The sequence below is a fragment of the Mixta sp. BE291 genome, from assembly GCF_031457955.1.
GTDB lineage: Bacteria > Pseudomonadota > Gammaproteobacteria > Enterobacterales > Enterobacteriaceae > Mixta.
Genome location: NZ_JAVDXN010000003.1, coordinates 114,636 through 130,270 on the forward strand (window position 1 = coordinate 114,636; position 15,635 = coordinate 130,270).

Here is a 15,635-nt window from a genome sequence, read left to right on the forward strand (position 1 = left end):
GCCATTAAATTTATTCAGCAATACCCTGGCGGCGATAAAAGTGCCACCTTTAAAACCGTTGCCGCACGTTTGTTTAGCATACTAAACTTTTTCTGACTTCTGCTGGTGCCCGTTCACCGTTCAGGCTACATTAAGCGCACGTCAAAAATCATTACGGACACCTTATGACACAGCGACGCTATAACCCAGACAGCCGCAGACAGGCGCTGCTTTCACGCATCGAAGATGATATCCCAGCCAGCGTCGAGCAGGCTTTACGCGAGGATCTCGGTGGTGAAATCGATGCGAATAACGATATCACCGCCAGCCTGCTGCCGGCAGACAAACAGGCGCTGGCAACCGTTATCACGCGGGAAGCAGGCGTTTTCTGTGGTAAACGCTGGGTAGAGGAAGTGTTTATCCAGCTGGGAAATCAGGCCACGCTTACCTGGCACGTCGCTGATGGCGACATTATCGAACCCGATCAGCCGCTTTTTGATATTGCCGGTCCGGCGCGTCTGCTGTTAACCGCTGAGCGTACCGCACTTAATTTTGTGCAAACCCTTTCCGGTATCGCCAGCGAAGTGAAACGTTATGTCATGCTGCTGGAGGGTACGCAAACCCGCCTGCTGGATACGCGTAAAACCCTGCCCGGGCTGCGAACCGCGCTGAAATATGCGGTGTTATGCGGCGGCGGCGAGAATCATCGCCTGGGTTTATCCGATGCCTTTCTGATTAAAGAGAACCATATTATCGCCAGCGGATCGATTCGTGAGGCGGTTGAGAAAGCGCTTTGGCTTCATCCTGATGTGCCTGTGGAAGTTGAAGTCGAAACGCTGGATGAGCTGGAACAGGCGCTTGCCGCCGGTGCCGATATTGTGATGCTGGATAACTTTACCGTCGAACAGATGCGGGCCGCGGTAGAAACCAATCAGGGCCGCGCGCTGCTGGAAGTTTCCGGCAATGTCACCGACCAGACGTTACGCCTGTTTGCTGAGACTGGCGTTGATTATATTTCGGTTGGCGCACTGACTAAACATCTCCGCGCGCTGGATCTTTCGATGCGTTTCCATTAACGCCTTGCGTGGCGCCGTTTATACGCGCCACATTCTCCGGCGGGATACAAAATTTGCGATCCCGCTTCCAGCCAATATGTGATTCGCAGTAACGCCCTCCGTTTTTCCTCGTGCTCGCTTCCTGTTTGTTGATCCTCTGCTCGCTCCCCTCTTCTTTGTCGATTAATGTCGGCCGGGTTATCAATAGGGAGGAATAAAGATGCAACAACAAGGATTTACGCTTATTGAACTGATGATTGTGATTGGTATTGTCGCCATTCTCAGCGCCATCGGCATGCCTGCTTACCAGAGCTATCTGCAAAAAGCGGCGCTGACCGATATGCTGCAAACCATGCTGCCTTATAAAACCGCCGTTGAGCTATGCGCGGTTGAGCATGGCGCTACATCGGGCTGCAGCGCAGGCAGTAACGGCGTGCCCACCGCGAAAGGGTCACGCTACGTCTCGGCAGTAAGCGTGGCTTCAGGCACGATTACGCTTACCGGCCAGGAGAGCCTGAATGGGTTAACCGTCACGCTGACGCCACAATGGCAAAGCAATGAAGGCCAGATGAGCTGGCAGCGCAGCTGTGACAGCACCAACAGCAGCCTGAAAGATAACTGCCGTGCGGTTTTCCGCTTCGATGATAGCGAGAACTGATGATGAAAGAGGCAGAAAGCAATCTGCACGCGCTTTGTCGTCAATATCAGGCGGTGCTGCTAAACGAAGACGAGAAAACCATTACCGTTGCCCTGGCTGGCATACCCACGCCTGAAATGCTGGAAGCGCTGCATTTCACCAGCCAGCGCCGCGTGCAGATCGAGCGCTGGCCGCAGGCGCGGCTGGAACAATATCAACAGACGGAGGGCGGCGCTGCTGGAGGCGTACCTGAGCCAATAACGTCACTGGTTGATCATATTCTGCTGCAGGCGTTTCAGCGCCGTGCCTCTGACATTCATATTGAACCCTGTGCGGCAGGTATGCGGGTTCGCTTACGTATTGATGGCGTATTACAGCCGCTGCAAAACATCAGCGAAAACCAGCAGGCGGCGCTGATCGCCCGGCTTAAAATTCTTGGCAATCTTGATATCGCCGAGCGGCGATTGCCGCAGGATGGGCAGTTTACATTGCAGCTGCAGGGCGCGCAGGCGGCGTTTCGCCTTTCGACTCTGCCTGTTAGCAGCGGCGAAAAAGCAGTGATTCGCCTGCTGCAAAGCAAACCGCAGGATCTGGCGCTGGATGCGCTGGGCATGCCGCCGGATGCGTTGGCGCATTATCGCCGCGCACTGGCTCAGCCGCAGGGGTTGATCCTGGTGACCGGCCCAACCGGCAGCGGGAAAACCTTTACGCTCTATAGCGGCCTGAACGCCCTTAATCAGCCGGGAAGTAATGTGTGCAGCGTTGAGGATCCGGTAGAAATTCCGCTACAGGGCGTTAATCAAACCCAGATTAACCCGCGTGCCGGACTCGATTTCCAGCGCGTTCTGCGTGCTCTGCTGCGCCAGGATCCAGACATTATTATGCTGGGTGAAATTCGTGATGCAGAAAGTGCTGAGATGGCGGTTAAAGCCGCGCAAACCGGGCATCTGGTGCTATCGACATTGCATACTAACTCCACCACAGAAACGCTAACCCGACTTGGGCAGATGGGTATTCCAGGCTATCTGCTGGCTTCAGCGCTGCGCCTGGTTATTGCTCAGCGTCTGGTACGCCGCCTTTGCCCGCGCTGCCGCGCTCCGGCAGAAAAAATTAACCATCTGCCCGAACAAAGCTGGACTGGCGCGCTGCAAACCTGGCAGGCGGTGGGCTGCGATCACTGTTTTTCTGGCTACTATGGACGGCTGGCGCTGTTTGAAATGCTACCGATAAACAGCGAACTGCAAGCGGCTATTGCCGACAACGCCGGTAGCGAAGCCTTAAGCCAGCTGGCCCAGCGGCAACAGCTTAATAGCCTGTTTGTCGAAGGGCTGAATGCAGTTAACCGTGGAGAAACCTCTTTGGCGGAAGTGTATCGGGTGATAGGCGTCAGTCATGGCTAACTGTCGGCTCTGGCACTGGCAGGCGATGAATCAGCAAGGTGAGATTGTCGTGGGAAGCTGGCTGCTGTCGGAAGATCAGCAGATTATGACGCTTATGGCGCAGCAGCACCTCCTGCCGCTTTCCTGTAAAAGTGGCAGGTATTACCGCGCGCGCGACTGGAAAACCCAGCAAAAAATTGCGCTGATGCACCAGCTGGCGACGCTATTAAACGCGGGATTAACGCTTTCCGTTGGGCTGCATTTGCTAAGCGAGGGTGAAACGCATGCGGGCTGGCGCGCGCTGCTGCTGGCGTTGCAGGAGGATGTTGCCCGAGGCACATCTTTTTCAGCCGCACTGGCAAAATGGCCGATGGTTTTCCCGCCGCTCTATTCTGCCTTAATGCAGGTTGGCGAGCTGACCGGCCAGCTTGATCGCTGCTGTTCACAGCTGGCCAGCCAACAGGAACGCCAGCTGCGCTTACAGAAAAAAGTGGTGACGGCGCTGCGTTATCCAGGGTTTATTTTGCTGGTGGCGCTCACGGTAGCGATTGGCATGCTGTTACTGGTGCTGCCTGAATTCGTGGCTATCTATCAAGCCTTTAACGCGCCGCTGCCTGTATTTACCGCCGCCGTGCTAACCCTTTCGGCGACGCTGCAGCAACTTTTTGTGCCGCTGATCGTCGTGCTGGTTGGCCTGTTTGCCGCCTGGCGCTATCTGCGTAAACAGCGTGCTAACTGGCAGCGCCGTGAACAACGCTGGTTGTTAAAGATGCCGCTGCTGGCGACGTTATGGCGTGGTAGCCTGCTCAGCCAGATTTTTACCACCCTTAGCTTAACGCAGCAGGCCGGGCTGCCGCTGTTGCAAGGGTTACAGGCGGTTGAGCAAACCCTTACGCCCTTGCTGTGGCGTGAAGCCGTGCAGCATCTGCAGGACAGGATTGCCAGTGGCACGCAGCTACATCAGGCGATTGCGGACAGCGCGCTGTTTACGCCGCTTTGCCGTCAGCTGATAAAGGTAGGGGAAGAAGCCGGGGCGCTGGACAGTTTGCTGGCACGCCTGGCGCAGTGGCATGAAAACCAGACGCATGAACTGGCGGATACGTTGGCGGCGACGCTGGAACCGGTAATGATGATCGTTACCGGTGCCATTGTCGGAACGCTGGTGATTGCGATGTACCTGCCGATATTTAATCTGGGCGAGGTTATCGGTTGATCTACCCGCCCCTGTTTAATCGGAGTGCGGTTATCGCTTAGCGGTTAAACACGCGGTTTTCCTGCTCCGCGACACGAATAAACGTGGTGCGTTTCGTCAGCTCTTTCAACCGCTCGGCACCAACGTAGGTGCACGCGGAGCGCAGGCCGCCCAGAATATCGCGCGCCGTGGCTTCTACCGGGCCGCGCAATGGCAGCTTAACCGTCTTGCCTTCAGCTGCACGATATTCCGCTACGCCGCCCACATGGCGCTTCATGGCTGACTCCGAACTCATGCCGTAAAACAGCATGAATTTTTCACCGTTTTCTTCAACCACGCGACCTTCACATTCGTCATGCGCCGCCAGCATCCCGCCAAGCATCACGAAATCTGCGCCGCCGCCGAAAGCCTTCGCCACATCACCCGGAGCCGAACAGCCGCCATCGCTGACGATTTGTCCGCCCAGGCCGTGCGCGGCATCAGCGCATTCAATCACTGCCGACAGCTGCGGATAGCCCACGCCGGTTTTTATCCGCGTGGTGCATACGGAACCCGGACCAATCCCGACTTTCACAATATCCGCTCCCGAAAGGATCAGCTCTTCAACCATTTCACCGGTGACCACGTTGCCCGCGCAAATAGTTTTATCCGGGCAGGCTTCGCGTGCGCGCTGCAGAAACTGCACAAAATGCTCGGAATAGCCGTTGGCGACATCAATACAGATGAACTTGAGCGCGGGAGAAAGCGCCAGGATCGCCTGCAGTTTGGTAAAATCGGCATCTGAGGTGCCGGTGGAGACCATGACATGCTGCAGCACCTTTTCAGGTACGCGCTGAACAAAGGCTTGCCACTCATCAACGCTGTAATGTTTATGTACCGCCGTTAAAATCTCAAAGCTGGCCAGCACTTCCGCCATGCGAAAGGTGCCCACGGTATCCATATTAGCGGCAATAATCGGAACGCCAGACCAGGCGATGCCGGAGTGTTTAAAAGTAAATTGACGGCTCAGATCCACCTGCGAGCGGCTTTTCAGCGTAGAACGCTTGGGACGAATGAGTACATCTTTAAAACCAAGCTTCAAATCTTCTTCAATACGCATAACATCATTCCTGGGTTTTTGGCGACGATCTTACGATCGGGTGCTGCTGCCAGCTCCAGTAACGTTATCATACGCACTAAAAACGCGCGTACAAGACTGCGAAAACACCTTTAAATAGGCTACAATCCGCTAAATTTACCTGAAGATAGTCAATGTGATCGCCGTTGCAAAATTTGTCGCTGTCGCTAAAAATTAACAGCAGCAACATGGCGTTTGCAGACGAAGCAGGAACTGAAACAGATGCCTTACACAGTTGCGCTGACCGGTGGTATCGGCAGTGGGAAAAGTACCGTTGCCGCCGCCTTTGCCGCGCATGGAGTGGAAATCATTGACGCGGATATCATCGCGCGTCAGGTAGTAGAACCCGGCCAACCGGCGTTAAACGACATTGCAACGCGCTTTGGTTCGGCCATTCTTCATGCAGACGGTACGCTAAATCGTGCTGCGCTGCGTCAGACTATCTTTAACTCTCCGGCGGATAAAACCTGGTTAAATCAGTTACTGCATCCACTGATTCATGCCGAGACGCGGCAGCAGCTGGCAGCGGCACGTTCGCCCTGGTGTTTATGGGTCGTGCCGCTGCTGGTGGAAAATCACCTGGAAAAACAGGCCGATCGGGTACTGGTTGTGGATGTCGATCCTGAAATCCAGATTGAACGAACCATGGCCCGCGATGGCATGACACGCGAACAGGCGGAAAAAATCATTGCCGCTCAGGCCACGCGCGCGGCACGTCTGGCGGTAGCAGATGACATCATTGAAAACAGCGGACAGCCCCATGACACCTTGCCGCTGGTCGCCGAACTGAATCAGCGTTATCTGGCGCTGGCCGGAGCGATAAAACAGGATTAACAGCATGAGTAAAATCGTTCTTTTCGAACATCCGTTAAATGAAAAAATGCGTACCTGGCTAAGAATTGAGTTTTTGCTCCAGCAGCTTCAGGCCAGTATCCATATCACCGATCACCTCACCGCTCTGACATTTTTCCGCAACCTGAGTGAGCTGTTAGATGTCTTTGAACGTGGCGAGCTACGTACCGAGATCCTGAAAGAGCTGGAACGCCAGCAGCAAAAACTGCTGGCGTGGAGCGAAGTGCCGGGCGTGGATATGGAGCGCGTAGAAGCGCTGCGTCAGCAGCTAAAATCACGCGCCAGCGAGTTGATGGCGGCACCGCGTATTGGTCAGGCTCTGCGTGAAGATCGTCTTGTTGCGCTGGTACGTCAACGCTTAAGTATTCCTGGCGGCTGCTGCAGTTTTGATTTGCCAACGCTGCATGTCTGGCTGCACCTGGATCAATCACTGCGGGATGCGCAGGTTACCAGTTGGATGGAAACGCTTGATGCGTTACGCCAGGCGTTATTTATGATTCTGGAATTGGTTCGTCAGTCGGGTGTTTTCCGTCATCAAACCAGCCTGAACGGCTTTTATCAGGATAATGCCGAAGGCGCTGATTTGCTCCGCCTGCAGCTGGCGCTGGAAGCCAATCTTTATCCGCAAGTATCGGGCCATAAAACCCGTTATGCGATTCGTTTTTTACCGCTCGACAGCGAACGTGGCGAAATTCCGGCACGTCTCGATTTCGAGTTGGCCTGTTGTTAGAGGTGTAATCATGAGCAGTGATATTACTACGGTCGCCTGTCCAACCTGCGGCAAGCCGGTTGTTTGGGGTGAACAGAGCCCGTTTCGTCCATTCTGTTGCAAACGCTGTCAGCTGATCGATCTGGGCGAATGGGCGGCTGAAGAAAAGCGGATTGCCAGCAGTAACGATCTGTCTGATAGCGAAGAATGGAGTGAAAGAGAGCCTTAAAGGATCTTAAGCACACCTAAAACGCTAAACTTAAATCACACCCTGCCAGGCTAATCCACGCCTGGCTCATTTTCCTGCTAACATAATTGCTCGATTTAAGGATGTTTCAACGCGCTATTAATAACCATTTTTTATACGTCCTCTCGTTAAATTCTTATTTCCTATTTAAACCCTCTTTTAGCCTTTACCATTATTTCATTTTTATTATAAACCTTAAAAATAACTATTAAGGTGGGAGGAATTCAACACATCCTATATATTCTCCTTTTGCTTTTAAGGGATAGTTAAAGCGCAGGGGGAAACTGTGATGAGGAAACAGCATTTAGGCTATCAAAAAAGCATTAACAACCTGGCGAGGCTGAGCATTTTGATATTATCTATTGTAGGGAGCATAGATGTGTTTGCCGCTTCCCCCTACGCAAATTATATTGTTATGGCCGATCCACAGGCCTGGCGCTCAGGACAAAATAGCGCAACACCCCCCAATTCGGAAGAAAGCAAAAAAGCCTGGAAAGCGTTCAATCATAACGTCGTTAATGCCATTAAAAAGGTATATCACCAGGAAACAGCAACGTCCGGAACACCTTATTTTGGCATTATCAACGGTAATATAACTGAGTTTGGCCGTGAAAATACGCGGCAAGCATTTACTTTTATTTATGATAACCTTCCCTTTCCTTATTACATCGGCCTGGGAAATTATGATTATAAAAGCAACGTAGGTAATTGCCGATCAATGGATGAACTATTTTTGAATCCTGATGCCTGTGCTTATAACATGGTGAAATTTCTCGAACAGAAGATAAAACGTTACCAGGGTGAATTACTTAATTTTTCGTATGATAAAGTGAAACGCACCGCTGTCACTCATCAGGGCAGTCTGGCCTATTCATGGGATCATCAAGCCGAAACAACGAGCGGCACGATAACGTCACACTTTGTTCAGCTACATCTTTCACCAGAATATAACGTTACGATAGCCAATGTTTTTAACGATGATCGCTATGAGATAAAGGATTCTCTCTCCTGGCTACGTCAGGATTTATACCATGCCCGAAAACGCAGCGTAGATTATATCTTTGTTAATTTACATGCAAAAGATGAATACTTGCAAAAAGCCAGCGCTGTTGAAAAGGCCTATTTCCAAGCGATTCTGCAGGAGTTCAAAGTCAATGCTGTATTTGCCGGGCATAGCCACTATCCAGCAGTAGACAGAAGAAACCCGCTTTATGGCAACGTTCCTGTTTATACTACTGGCGCTTTACATGCTGGATATTTTGATCGGCTACAGGTTAATGATAAAGGCTTTCAGGTTATTCGTTACAGATTGTCTGGCGATCGGCCGATTGCAAGCTACGGGCGAAAAGAAAAAAGGCACGCCCCTCCTGTTTGGTGTAAATCACCGGGAGAAAAAGGTAAAACAGGCGATATTTATGCCTCAAACCTTTTTGCTAAACATGCTGATGGTAGCGTGGGCGGCACGTTCCTTTTGAAACAGCAGGCAGCTGGACTGGCTTTGGGCGTAAATAAAGCGAATGAGGTCGCTACCAACCCGTTTAAATTGGCAAACCCTTATCAAAAATGGCAGCTTCACGCACTTAACCCGGAAAAGCCACAATATGAAACGCTATACAAAATAGTACATGATAAATATGACGCCGTACTGGAGGGCAACAGTGACGGCAATATTTACGCCAGAAAATGGAACAATGGACCTTATCAAAAATGGACGTTACTGAAGCCGGAGGATAATTATATACGCCTGGTCAACCAGGGAACCTCAAGAATTCTGGATGCAGATAGCCGGGGAAACGTCTACGGGAGCGCGCATTCACCTAAATATCACAACAGTTATCAAAAATGGGGGCTGGTGACCTTAGCCGGGCACGAAGATACCGCTATTCATTATTATAAAGCGAAAGACAATAAAGCGTATTTGTACCCTTTTATACATGCCAATACGGATGTTAATTTGCCCTCTTCAGTGAATAAGCGGGACGAGGGGAAAGTTGCTCAAAATCACTGGCAATATTTAGGTAAACGTACCTTGATCAACCCGGCACCTTGTCTGGGTTGGTAAAAAGCGATGATTTTAATTCTGGCTTGTTAATGAGCCGTGACGGCGTTGGGCTAGCCGACGCCGACTCGATTTAACGTTAACGGACTAATGCGCTTCAGCGAGCAGGCGCGCTACCAGTTGGTGATTTGCGGGCGGAAACTCCTCAGCTATCAGCTCGCACTGTGGAACCCAGCGCTGCGGCTGCCCTTCCCGTCCCCATGGATCGCCCTGCCATTGCTCAACAAGGAAAAAGTGCAGCGTCACGCGCAGATTTTCATAGGTGTGATCGGCATGACCAAACGCGGTTGCGGCGATAACGGCGATGCCGGTCTCTTCCAGCAGTTCGCGCTTCAGCGCCTGCTCAGGCGTTTCGCCCGGCTCAATTTTTCCACCCGGAAATTCCCACATATTCGCCATATGCGAGCTGGCCGGGCGCCGCGTCAGAAAAATTTCCTGCTGTACATTACGGATGATGCCAACAGCGACATGAAGATGTTTCATTTTCGCATCCTTGTTAATGGAATGAGAGGGAGTATAGCCTGATTTCGTTACGCTTTATACGCAACCGACGGACGTTGCCTGCGGCTTTTTCACCATAAAAAAAGGAGCCTTGCGGCTCCCTTTTCACGTCAGCGTAATCAGGCCAGGCGACCATGACACTGCTTATATTTTTTACCGGAGCCACATGGGCAAGGATCGTTACGTCCAACTTTGCGCTCGCCGGTTTCGCCTGCCAGCGCGGCGGCCGCTTCGGTTTCATCATCAACATGGCTTAGCTGCTGCTGCTGCGCCAGGCGCTCAGCCTCTTCACGACGCTGCGCTTCCATCGCTTCAACCTCTTCAGGCATGCGCACCTGTACTTTGCTCAGGGTGCTGATCACTTCATACTTCAGCGATTCCAGCATTGCCGCAAACATAGCGAAGGATTCGCGCTTGTACTCCTGCTTGGGATCTTTCTGCGCATAACCGCGCAAATGGATACCCTGACGTAAATAATCCATCGCCGCCAGGTGCTCTTTCCACAGTGAGTCCAGCGTTTGCAGCATCACGCCTTTTTCAAAGTTGCGCATCATCTCGGTGCCAACCACTTCTTCTTTACGCTGATACTCTTCGTGCGCCTGCGTCAGAATGCGCTCACGCAGCGTCTCTTCATGCAGTTCTGGCTCTTTATCCAGCCACTGGCTGATCGGCATATCCAGATCGAAATCGTTTTTCAGACGCTCTTCCAGCCCGTTGACGTCCCACATCTCCTCCAACGACTGCGGCGGAATGTAGCTATCAATCGTGGCCTTAAAGACATCTTCACGAATGCTGTTAATGGTTTCGCTAACGTCAGCCACGTCCAGCAGTTCATTACGCTGCGTGTAAATCGCACGACGCTGATCGTTGGCAACGTCATCATATTCCAGCAGCTGCTTACGAATGTCGAAGTTGCGGCTTTCTACTTTACGCTGTGCGTTAGCAATCGCCTTGGTAACCCACGGATGCTCAATCGCTTCGCCCGGCTTCATGCCCAGTTTACGCATCATGTTCGATACGCGATCGGAGGCGAAAATACGCATCAGCGCATCTTCCATCGACAGATAGAAACGCGATGAGCCCTGGTCGCCCTGACGACCAGAACGACCACGCAGCTGGTTATCGATACGACGTGATTCGTGACGTTCGGTCCCGATAATATGCAGGCCGCCCGATGCCAGTACTGCGTCGTGACGCTCTTTCCACTCTGCCTTGATGGCGGCAATCTGCTCTTCGGTCGGGTTTTCCAGCGCGGCAACTTCTGCCTGCCAGCTACCGCCCAGCATAATATCTGTACCGCGACCGGCCATGTTGGTGGCGATGGTCACCGCGCCCGGCTGACCGGCCTGCGCAACGATATCCGCTTCGCGTGCGTGGAACTTCGCGTTCAGTACGCTGTGCTTGATGCCCGCGCGCGTCAGCTCGTTAGAGACCACCTCAGATTTTTCGATCGAGATGGTACCCACAAGGATCGGCTGACCGTTGGCGGTACGTTCACGAATATCTTCAATGATCGCGTCGATCTTCTCTTTCTCGGTCATATAGACCAGATCGGGCAGATCTTTACGCACCATTGGGCGGTTGGTTGGGATAACAATCGTGTCCAGCTTGTAGATAGAGCTGAATTCAAACGCTTCGGTATCTGCCGTACCGGTCATCCCGGCCAGCTTCTCATACAGACGGAAATAGTTCTGGAAGGTGATGGAAGCCAGCGTCTGGTTCTCATTCTGGATCTCCACGCCTTCTTTCGCTTCGATCGCCTGATGCAGACCATCTGACCAGCGACGACCCTGCATGGTACGCCCGGTATGCTCATCAACGATAACCACTTCGCCATCTTTAACGATGTAGTCAACGTCACGCGTGAACAGCACATGGGCACGCAGAGCGGCGGTAACGTGATGCATCAGCATAATGTTGGTCGGCGAGTAGAGTGACTCACCTTCCGCCATGATGCCTTCCTGCACCATCAGCTCTTCAATGGTCACCAGGCCGCGTTCGGTAAGGTGTACCTGACGCGCTTTTTCATCCACCGAGAAGTGGCCTTCGCCCTGGAACGTATCAGAATCTTCTTTTTCCTGACGGATCAGGTGCGGAATGATTTTGTTTACTTTGATGTACATCTCAGAGCTATCTTCCGCCGGTCCGGAAATAATCAACGGCGTACGCGCTTCATCGATAAGGATGGAGTCAACCTCATCCACCAGCGCATAGTTCAGCTTGCGCTGGACGCGCTCTTCCGGGCTGAAGGCCATGTTATCGCGCAGATAGTCGAAGCCATATTCGTTATTGGTGCCATAAGTGATATCGGCCGCATAGGCTTCACGCTTGGCTGGCGAGGGCATTCCCGGCAGGTTGATGCCTACCGACAGGCCAAGAAATTCAAACAGCGGACGGTTATTTTCCGCATCGCGCTGGGCCAGATAGTCGTTGACGGTAACAACGTGTACGCCTTTGCCGCTTAACGCATTCAGATACGCTGGCAGCGTTGCGGTCAGGGTTTTACCTTCACCGGTACGCATCTCAGCAATACAACGATCGTTCAGCACCATGCCGCCAATCAGCTGCACATCAAAGTGGCGCATGTTAAATACGCGCTTGCTGGCTTCACGCACGGTGGCGAACGCTTCCGGGATCAGGCTATCCAGCTCTTCGCCTTTTTCCAGACGAGCGCGAAACTCCTGGGTTTTCGCTTTCAGTTCGTCATCAGAGAGCTTTTCAAAATCAGGCTCCATTTTATTGATGATTTCTACCGTCTTACGCATACGGCGCAGCGTACGATCGTTACGACTGCCAAAAACTTTGGTTAACAACTTGGTTAGCATAATAAATACATTCTCATCTTTACCGCCGTGTTTGCGGCACATTTTTTATAGTATATGGATTAAGGACTGCTCAGGCTTCAGCTGAGAATGTAAGGGCCCGCGCGGATGCCCTGCACCTGGGCCAGCCAGATGCCGATATGATAATCGGGCGTGATGGAAACCGCAGGCTGCTGCGTTTGGCGGATAATCACCGGCTGACGCGGCTCATGGGTAAGCAGCGCGTTCAGCGTATCCAGCAGCGCTATTTTCTGTACGGCGAGCGGCAGAGTTTCTTCCGCATCAGGCAGATTTTGCGGCGTAAGCGCAAAAGAGAGGTGGCGGATGACGGTACGGATAGCATGCTGATGCCAGTAATCCACGCTGAAGTTAGCGCGGCGAACATTCCCCTGCAGCAGCATGAGGTTATCAACACGTACGGCGCTGATAATCAGCTTTTTCGCGGTGGCTTCAGGACGATTGTTTGGTTCTGCATTCTGAGCGTGCGCAGCAGGCAGGCCAAGGCTTGCCGCCACCATGCCAAATAACAGATGCGGCCAAAAGTAACGCCTGCCTAATTGTCGCCAACGGTGAAAAATAGCGATCACAACGGTTTCCGTCTGGCAGGTAGCGACCTGCCCTTCTTCAATGAATAATTAGCGGCGCTGTTCCATCTGGCGAATTACGCCCGTTGCCGCCTTTAGCGAGGGCAAATCTTATCATCATTGCGCGCGTTAAACATCAGATCGTAGCGGGAGGAGAAGAAAACAGCGACATTCCGATCGACAACGGCGCAAATAATGCGCACCGCAACGCAGAAACAAAAACGACTGGTTTTGCTGGCCGGAGAGAGTGAGCCAGCGCTACCAGTCGTTTTAAAAGGCCGTGGCGGATTACGCCAGAACCAGATTTGTTGCCTTGAATGCCACCGGCAGTTCAGCTTCGTCTTCAAAGGTCGCCCATTCCCAGGCTTCCTGTTTCGCCAGCACCGCCTGCAACAGTTTATTGTTTAGCGCATGGCCCGATTTATAGGCTGAAAACGCGCCTACAATATTGTGGCCGCACATAAACAGGTCACCGATGGCGTCCAGCATTTTGTGACGAACAAATTCATCTTCGAAGCGTAAACCTTCTTCGTTCAGTACGCGGAAATCGTCTAAACCTATGGCGCAATCTAAACTACCGCCCAGGCACAGGCCTTTCGACTGCAGGTATTCGATTTCACGCATAAAGCCGAAGGTTCGCGCACGGCTGATCTGACGCATGAACGCTTCCGTAGAGAAGTTCAGCTGATAGCGCTGCGAGCTGGAATCAATCGCCGGGTGTTTGAAATCGATGGTGAAGTCGAGCGAGAACCCGTTGTAAGGTTTAATCTCAGCCCACTTATCGCCATCTTCAACACGCACAGCTTGTTTAACACGCACGAATTTTTTCGGGCTGTTCAGCTCTTCCACGCCTGCGTCCACCAACAAGTAGACGAAAGGTGCGGCGCTGCCGTCCATAATCGGCACTTCAGGCGCATTCACTTCGACAATGATATTGTCGATGCCAAGGCCAGCCAGGGCGGCATTCAGGTGCTCTACGGTGGAAATACGTACGCCTTCATCATTCACCAGGCAGGTACTTAGCATGGTGTCGCGCACGAATTTTGCATCAGCCGGGAAATCAACCGGTGGATTCAAGTCAGTGCGACGATAGATGACCCCGGTATTAGCCGGCGCAGGGCGTAACGTCAGGGAGACCTTTTTGCCGGTATGCAAACCGACGCCAGTCGCCTGAACAATACGTTTTAATGTCCGTTGTTTGATCATCGTATTATCTCGCAAAATATCATCCGACCGTCAGTCTATATCACTGACGGACGAACATTTTAGCACAAAGAGCGGAGAATCCCAATTCTCAGGTTATTCCTAATCTGCCTGTTTGCGCAGGAAGGCAGGAATATCCAGGTAATCAGGCTCTTTGCCAGGCTGCGAGCTTTGATCGTTAACCACTTTCGCAGCCGGTTTTTGCTCCTGCGGCAGCGGAGACATGCCGTGCTGCTGGTAACGATGATCCATGATCGGCTGGCTGGTTGCCTGCTTGTTGGTCACCAGGGTGATTTCCGGACGTTTGTCCATGCCAATCCCGGTCGCCACCACGGTTACGCGCAGCTCGTCGTTCATTTCCGGATCCAGAGAGGTACCGATTACCACGGTCGCATTATCAGATGCGAAGGCGCGGATGGTGTTACCCACGGTCTCAAACTCATCCAGACGCAGGTCGAAGCCCGCAGTGATGTTAACCAGCACGCCACGCGCGCCGGAAAGATCGATATCTTCCAACAGCGGACTGGAGATCGCCATTTCTGCAGCTTCTTCTGCGCGATCTTCACCGCACGCCACGCCGGAGCCCATCATCGCGTAGCCCATTTCGGACATCACGGTGCGCACGTCGGCGAAGTCGACGTTCATCAGACCCGGACGGGTGATCAGTTCGGCAATACCCTGCACCGCGCCTTTCAGCACGTCGTTAGCCGCGCCAAACGCATCCAGCAGCGAAATGCCACGGCCCAGCACTTTCAGCAGCTTGTCGTTCGGGATAGTGATCAGTGAATCGACATGCTTAGACAGCTCGGCGATGCCCTGCTCGGCAAACGCCATACGCTTTTTGCCTTCGAAGTTAAACGGCTTGGTTACCACCGCAACGGTCAGGATGCCTAAGTCTTTTGCCACTTCCGCGACAACCGGCGCTGCACCGGTACCGGTACCGCCGCCCATACCGGCTGCGATAAATACCATGTCTGCGCCATCCAGCGCCGAACGCAACGCTTCACGATCTTCTTCTGCAGAAGTACGACCTACTTCAGGGTTCGCGCCTGCACCCAGACCTTTAGTAATGTTGGTGCCGATTTGAATGGTCTGGCCAACTGCAGTTTTGCGCAACGCCTGTGCGTCCGTGTTTACCGCGAAGAACTCAACGCCTTCGATACGTTCACGGACCATATGCTCGACAGCGTTACCGCCGCCCCCGCCGACGCCGATGACTTTAATCACCGCGTCGTTGGTTAATTCCATAGGTTCAAACATAATTTCTCTCCGTTATGTGCCTGTCGCCTGGAGATCATA

14 protein-coding genes are annotated in these 15,635 nt (G+C 52.7%); 8 read left to right on the forward strand and 6 right to left on the reverse strand.

Features of this window, described 5'->3' with window-relative positions; genetic code table 11:
* The first annotated feature begins 164 nt into the window (after positions 1 to 164).
* The 4 genes from nadC to hofC all read left to right on the forward strand — a co-directional run bounded on the left by nadC (position 165) and on the right by hofC (position 4,263).
* Complete coding sequence (gene nadC / locus J2X14_RS08140; RefSeq protein ID WP_352410722.1) at positions 165 to 1,055, forward strand: carboxylating nicotinate-nucleotide diphosphorylase; 891 nt, start codon at positions 165 to 167, stop codon at positions 1,053 to 1,055.
* Positions 1,056 to 1,254: 199 nt separating this feature from the next.
* Complete coding sequence (ppdD, locus tag J2X14_RS08145) at positions 1,255 to 1,692, forward strand: prepilin peptidase-dependent pilin (RefSeq protein WP_352410723.1); 438 nt, start codon at positions 1,255 to 1,257, stop codon at positions 1,690 to 1,692.
* Between the two features lie 2 nt (positions 1,693 to 1,694).
* A complete protein-coding gene (gene gspE / locus J2X14_RS08150) occupies positions 1,695 to 3,071 on the forward strand; it encodes a type II secretion system protein GspE (protein WP_352411074.1) in 1,377 nt (458 codons plus the stop codon).
* Complete coding sequence (gene hofC / locus J2X14_RS08155) at positions 3,064 to 4,263, forward strand: protein transport protein HofC (RefSeq protein ID WP_352410724.1); 1,200 nt, start codon at positions 3,064 to 3,066, stop codon at positions 4,261 to 4,263. Before gspE ends, hofC begins: the two co-directional genes overlap by 8 nt.
* A gap of 37 nt (positions 4,264 to 4,300) precedes the next feature.
* On the opposite strand, the gene J2X14_RS08160 is transcribed toward hofC, so the two are convergent.
* Positions 4,301 to 5,341: a GMP reductase gene (locus tag J2X14_RS08160; protein WP_352410725.1), complete on the reverse strand. Its 1,041-nt coding sequence runs from the start codon at positions 5,339 to 5,341 to the stop codon at positions 4,301 to 4,303.
* A 240-nt stretch (positions 5,342 to 5,581) separates the two neighbouring features.
* Here J2X14_RS08160 and coaE point away from each other — a divergent pair, with 240 nt between their 5' ends.
* The 4 genes from coaE to J2X14_RS08180 all read left to right on the forward strand — a co-directional run bounded on the left by coaE (position 5,582) and on the right by J2X14_RS08180 (position 9,229).
* Positions 5,582 to 6,193: a dephospho-CoA kinase gene (gene coaE, locus J2X14_RS08165; RefSeq protein WP_352410726.1), complete on the forward strand. Its 612-nt coding sequence runs from the start codon at positions 5,582 to 5,584 to the stop codon at positions 6,191 to 6,193.
* 4 nt (positions 6,194 to 6,197) lie between these two features.
* The gene (gene zapD / locus J2X14_RS08170; RefSeq protein WP_352410727.1) at positions 6,198 to 6,941 is read left to right on the forward strand and encodes a cell division protein ZapD; all 744 of its coding nucleotides are present in this window, start codon (positions 6,198 to 6,200) and stop codon (positions 6,939 to 6,941) included.
* A 10-nt stretch (positions 6,942 to 6,951) separates the two neighbouring features.
* Entirely contained in the window at positions 6,952 to 7,149 is a 198-nt protein-coding gene (gene yacG, locus J2X14_RS08175; RefSeq protein WP_352410728.1) for a DNA gyrase inhibitor YacG, read from the forward strand.
* A 307-nt stretch (positions 7,150 to 7,456) separates the two neighbouring features.
* Positions 7,457 to 9,229 (forward strand): metallophosphoesterase, encoded by a 1,773-nt coding sequence (locus J2X14_RS08180; protein WP_352411075.1) that lies wholly within the window; start codon positions 7,457 to 7,459, stop codon positions 9,227 to 9,229.
* Between the two features lie 84 nt (positions 9,230 to 9,313).
* Here the strand turns inward: J2X14_RS08180 and mutT are convergent, their stop codons facing one another.
* The 5 genes from mutT to ftsZ form a co-directional block, all read right to left on the reverse strand.
* Positions 9,314 to 9,709, reverse strand: a complete 396-nt coding sequence (gene mutT, locus J2X14_RS08185; protein WP_352410729.1) for an 8-oxo-dGTP diphosphatase MutT — start codon at positions 9,707 to 9,709, stop codon at positions 9,314 to 9,316.
* A gap of 137 nt (positions 9,710 to 9,846) precedes the next feature.
* On the reverse strand, positions 9,847 to 12,552 hold the full coding sequence (secA, locus tag J2X14_RS08190) for a preprotein translocase subunit SecA (RefSeq protein WP_352410730.1): 2,706 nt from the start codon (positions 12,550 to 12,552) through the stop codon (positions 9,847 to 9,849).
* A 77-nt stretch (positions 12,553 to 12,629) separates the two neighbouring features.
* Complete coding sequence (secM, locus tag J2X14_RS08195; RefSeq protein ID WP_352410731.1) at positions 12,630 to 13,136, reverse strand: secA translation cis-regulator SecM; 507 nt, start codon at positions 13,134 to 13,136, stop codon at positions 12,630 to 12,632.
* 285 nt (positions 13,137 to 13,421) lie between these two features.
* A complete protein-coding gene (lpxC, locus tag J2X14_RS08200; protein ID WP_249893451.1) occupies positions 13,422 to 14,339 on the reverse strand; it encodes a UDP-3-O-acyl-N-acetylglucosamine deacetylase in 918 nt (305 codons plus the stop codon).
* Positions 14,340 to 14,438: 99 nt separating this feature from the next.
* Entirely contained in the window at positions 14,439 to 15,596 is a 1,158-nt protein-coding gene (gene ftsZ, locus J2X14_RS08205) for a cell division protein FtsZ (protein WP_352410732.1), read from the reverse strand.
* Between the last annotated feature and the right edge of the window lie 39 nt (positions 15,597 to 15,635).

Coding starts and splice junctions, on each gene's coding strand:
- ppdD (WP_352410723.1), top strand. CDS start 1,255: ATGCAACAACAAGGATTTACGCTTATTGAACTGATGATTGTGATTGGT.
- gspE (WP_352411074.1), top strand. CDS start 1,695: ATGAAAGAGGCAGAAAGCAATCTGCACGCGCTTTGTCGTCAATATCAG.
- yacG (WP_352410728.1), top strand. CDS start 6,952: ATGAGCAGTGATATTACTACGGTCGCCTGTCCAACCTGCGGCAAGCCG.
- hofC (WP_352410724.1), top strand. CDS start 3,064: ATGGCTAACTGTCGGCTCTGGCACTGGCAGGCGATGAATCAGCAAGGT.
- J2X14_RS08180 (WP_352411075.1), top strand. CDS start 7,457: ATGAGGAAACAGCATTTAGGCTATCAAAAAAGCATTAACAACCTGGCG.
- coaE (WP_352410726.1), top strand. CDS start 5,582: ATGCCTTACACAGTTGCGCTGACCGGTGGTATCGGCAGTGGGAAAAGT.
- zapD (WP_352410727.1), top strand. CDS start 6,198: ATGAGTAAAATCGTTCTTTTCGAACATCCGTTAAATGAAAAAATGCGT.
- J2X14_RS08160 (WP_352410725.1), bottom strand. CDS start 5,341: ATGCGTATTGAAGAAGATTTGAAGCTTGGTTTTAAAGATGTACTCATT.
- ftsZ (WP_352410732.1), bottom strand. CDS start 15,596: ATGTTTGAACCTATGGAATTAACCAACGACGCGGTGATTAAAGTCATC.
- mutT (WP_352410729.1), bottom strand. CDS start 9,709: ATGAAACATCTTCATGTCGCTGTTGGCATCATCCGTAATGTACAGCAG.
- nadC (WP_352410722.1), top strand. CDS start 165: ATGACACAGCGACGCTATAACCCAGACAGCCGCAGACAGGCGCTGCTT.
- secA (WP_352410730.1), bottom strand. CDS start 12,552: ATGCTAACCAAGTTGTTAACCAAAGTTTTTGGCAGTCGTAACGATCGT.
- lpxC (WP_249893451.1), bottom strand. CDS start 14,339: ATGATCAAACAACGGACATTAAAACGTATTGTTCAGGCGACTGGCGTC.